Consider the following 4,265-nt stretch of genomic DNA (forward strand, 5'->3'; position numbering starts at 1 on the left):
GCGTGGCATGCAGCGTCGCGGCCGTCGGCGAGGGCACCCAGGCGGTGTTGGCGCCGGCCTTGGGATGCGCGATCTTCTCAACCAGCATTGCCGCCATCAGGTCCGGCATCGCCCACATGCCCTTGCCAATCTGGGCGTGGCCGGCAAGCCCGCATTCGAGCCCCGTGTCGACGTTCCAGGCCTCGTAGGCGGAGATCCAGGCGGCCTGCTTCATGTCGCCCTTGCGGATCATCGGGCCGGCTTCCATCGAGGTGTGGATCTCGTCGCCGGTGCGGTCGAGGAAGCCGGTGTTGATGAACACCACGCGCTCCTTGGCCGCGCGGATCGCTTCCTTGAGGTTGACGGTGGTGCGCCGCTCCTCGTCCATGATGCCCATCTTGATGGTGTTCTTCGGCATGCCGAGCAGCGCCTCGACACGGTCGAAGATTTCCACCGCGAAGGCAACCTCTTCCGGCCCGTGCATCTTGGGCTTCACCACATACATCGAGCCGGCGCGGGAGTTGGCGCGGCGGCCGTTCTCGCCGACATCGTGCAGCGCGATCAGCGCGGTGATGGCGGCGTCCATGATGCCTTCCGGCACCTCGTTTCCATCGCGGTCGGTGATCGCCGGATTGGTCATCAGGTGGCCGACATTGCGCACCAGCATCAGCGAGCGTCCAGGCAAAAGCAGCTGGCCGCCATTGGGCGCCGTATAGCGGCGGTCGGGATTGAGCTTGCGGACAAAGCTCTTGCCGCCCTTGGTGATCTCTTCGGCGAGGTCGCCCTTCATGAGGCCGAGCCAGTTGCGGTAGACCACAACCTTGTCCTCGGCATCGACGGCCGCGACCGAATCCTCGCAATCCTGGATAGTCGTGAGAGCCGATTCCAGGACGACGTCGGCAATGCCGGCCGGATCGGTCTTGCCGATCTGGTTGGCATGGTCGATCACGATTTCGATGTGCAGGCCGTTCTTGACCAGAAGCACGGCTTCCGGATTTTCGGCATCGCCGCGATAGCCGGCAAACTGCTTTGGGTCGGCGAGCGTGGTGGCGCCGGCGCCCTCACCCGCTTTCAGCGCGCCATTCGCCACCGACAGCCCGTTGACGCCGGCCCATTTGCCGGTGGTCAGCGGCACGGACTGGTCGAGGAAATCCTTAGCCCAAGTAATGACTTTCGCGCCACGCGCGGGATTGAAACCCTTGCCCTTCTCGGCGCCGCCGGTCTCGGGAATGGCGTCGGTGCCGTAGAGCGCGTCATAGAGCGAGCCCCAGCGCGCATTGGCGGCGTTGAGCGCATAGCGCGCGTTCATCACCGGCACGACGAGCTGAGGCCCGGCGACGACGGCGATCTCGGGGTCGACATGCTCCGTCGAAACGCTGAACGCCGCGCCTTCCGGCACCAGATAGCCGATCTCCTTCAGGAAGGCCTTGTAAGCCTCCATGTCGATCGGGGCGCCGTTTTCGCGGTACCAGCCGTCGAGTTTCTCCTGCATGGCGTCGCGTTTGGCGAGCAGCGTCCGGTTCTTCGGCGCGAGATCGTGGACGATGGCGGAAAAGCCTTCCCAGAATTTTTCCGGATCGATGCCGGTGCCCGGCGCGGCTTCCTCGGCCATGAAGTCATGGAGCTCCCGGGCAATCCGCAACCCGGCGATCTCGATGCGGTCGGTCATCAGCACGTCTCCAGATAGGTAGCTTGCCGGGGCCTTTGGCATGTTTGGGGTTGCGGGGTCAATTCGGCTTAGGGTGAAGGCTTCCTTCTCCCCGTTCTACGGGGAGAAGGTGGCGGCAGCCGGATGAGGGGCGGCGCCGGCGTTGACAATTAGCATGCGTTGATCCGCCGATTGAAGTCGAGGAGAACAGCAACACTCGCCGGCGCTGCCCCTCATCCGCCCTTCGGGCACCTTCTCCCCGTTCTACGGGGAGAAGGAAGGCGCACTCACACCGCGATCCGAGGCCTTCCCGACGCCACGGCCACCACATGCGCCTCGATGAACATGCGCTGGCCCTCGATGGTCGAGACCTTGAACTCGGTGGCGACGTCGATCTCGGCGCTGTCGGTGCCGGCGTTCTTGGCGCGCTCGGCGGCGAGCGCGCGCACATCGGCCTCGGCCGCCGCGATCGCCTTCGCCTCTTCGGTGAAGTCGCGCACCGTCTGGCCGGAGGCGAGGCGGAACAGGCCTTCCTTGGGCTGGCTGACACGGGCCTCGGCCGAGACGCGCACCTGGCCGACCACGGCGCCAAGCGCGTTGGCGACGTCGGTGTCCTCCGGCACGATGCAGCCATTTCCGACCAGCACGGCCAAGCCGGCGTAATGCAGCGGCGCCGAGGCGCCCAGCCCGATGACCGGACGGTCGAGCGCGACGGTGAAGCGGGCGATGCCGGGATGGCCATCGACCGCGCGCTGCACCAGCGCATGCGCGACGGTGGCCGCGCCATCCAGCCCGTCCTCGGCGAAGGCGGTTTCGAGGATGTATTCGGCCGACCAGCGGGTGAGCGTCGTCAGCACGCGCTCGGCCAGGGCTTCGGGTGTCGCCGCGATCGCCTGGCCGCGGCCGTCGCGGCGGCGCGAAAACAGCTCGGCGCCCAGGCGGGCAGTGGCGGCGTCCCAGTTCGACTGCTTGCCCAGCACATGCGCGGCGTCGGACGGCGTGAAGCCGCAGATATGCACCAGCCCGCGCGCGACCAACCGGTTCAGCGTGGCGTTCTGCGCGTTCGACGAGAGCAGCCGATCAAGCGCCAGCGGGACAGTGCCGATCGCCTCGTAGAGCTTCGCTTCCGGCGCGGTGAGGCCGGCGGCGAGTCGGTCCGGCACACCGGTGCGCAGGGCAAACCGCCCGTCCATGCGGCCGGGGTTCGGCGCCCGCAGCTGCCGTTCCAGCTCGGCGGTGACTGCCTCGCCATGCGCCATGCCGGCCAGCGCCAGCGGCACCAGGCGGCGCGGCCCGAGCAGGATTTTCGGATCGAGCGCGCCGTCTTCCAGCGTGACCTCCGAGTCGCCGCCAAGGCCGAAGGTGCGCATGGCGACCGCTTCGACCATGGTGCGGAAGCCGCCGACGGTGGCGCCTTCCGGATCGAGGCGCGGGCGGCCGCCGTCGAGCACGGCGACGTCCGTGGTGGTGCCGCCGATATCCGAGACCATGGCGTCGTCCAGCCCGGTCATGTGGCGGGCGCCGACAAGAGAGGCAGCCGGGCCCGAGAGGATCGTCTCGATAGGCCGCTGGCGGGCAAAGGCGGCCGAGACCAGCGCGCCGTCGCCGCGCACCACCATCAGGGGTGCCGCGATGCCGCGCTTGGCCAGAAACCCTTCGGTCGCCGCGACCAGCCGGTCGATCATCGAGATCAGGCGGGCGTTGAGCAGCGTGGTAAGCGCGCGGCGCGGGCCGCCGAGCTTGGCCGACAATTCATGGCTTGCTGTGACCGGAAAGCCGGTCTTCTCGCGGATCAGGTCGCGGGCCGCCAGCTCATGCGCCGGATTGCGGGTGGCGAAATAGGCGCAGACGGCGAAGCCCGAAACCGAGCCGCCCAATTCCGGCAACGCCGCCTCGAGGCCGGAAAGGTCGAGCTTGGCGGCATTGCCGTGCACGTCGTGTCCGCCGGGGCAGAACACCACCGGGTCGGTGCCCAGCGCCGTCTTCAACCCGTCGCGGGCAAGGTCGGCCTCGGAAAAGCCGATCATGACGAGCGCCACGCGCCCGCCCTGGCCCTCGACCAGCGCGTTGGTGGCAAGTGTCGTGGACATCGAGACGAGTTTTATCGCGGCCGGATCGGTGGCGGATTGCTGAAGCACCGCGTCGACCGCGCCGGAAATGCCGACGGCGAGATCGTGACGCGTGGTCAGCGATTTCGCCTTGGCCAGGACCTTGCCCTTGGGTCCGCCCTCCTCCGACCACAGCACCGCATCGGTGTAGGTGCCGCCGGTGTCGATGCCGAGGAAGAGGGGGTGAGGCTTGGCAGTCATTTTTGCGGGCAGTCCGGGGTCGAGGGCTTCGCGAAGCCCTTAGCCGATACGGGCTGCCGGATAAAGGTTGGAGGGATGGGCCAAGGGGCGCAAGTTCCTCGCCCGACAAAGTGGGGAGAGGGACCCAAGCTTTGAGACATCGGCGCGAGGCCCCCCTCTCTGGCCTGCCGGCCATCTCCCCCTCAAGGGGGGAGATCGGATGTCACGCCGGCTTTCGCCAATCGCCAACGTTGTAGAAAGGAGCGAGGCGCTTGAACTGCCAATCTCCCCCCTTGAGGGGGAGATGCCCGGCAGGGCAGAGAGGGGGGCCTCGAGCCGGCCTTCGCAAC

Annotated in this window: 2 protein-coding genes; both read right to left on the reverse strand. The window is 67.6% G+C overall.

Translation table 11 applies throughout. The features are described from left to right. Window positions 1-1,648: malate synthase G (locus EOA24_RS29065; protein WP_127410339.1), on the reverse strand; the 1,648-nt coding region annotated here is incomplete at its 3' end. A 266-nt stretch (window positions 1,649-1,914) separates the two neighbouring features. Further along, a complete protein-coding gene (locus tag EOA24_RS29070; RefSeq protein WP_127410340.1) occupies window positions 1,915-3,936 on the reverse strand; it encodes a hydantoinase/oxoprolinase family protein in 2,022 nt (673 codons plus the stop codon). Window positions 3,937-4,265: the final 329 nt, after the last annotated feature.

It is taken from the genome of Mesorhizobium sp. M2A.F.Ca.ET.039.01.1.1 (genome assembly GCF_003998035.1).
In the GTDB taxonomy this organism is placed as follows: domain Bacteria; phylum Pseudomonadota; class Alphaproteobacteria; order Rhizobiales; family Rhizobiaceae; genus Mesorhizobium.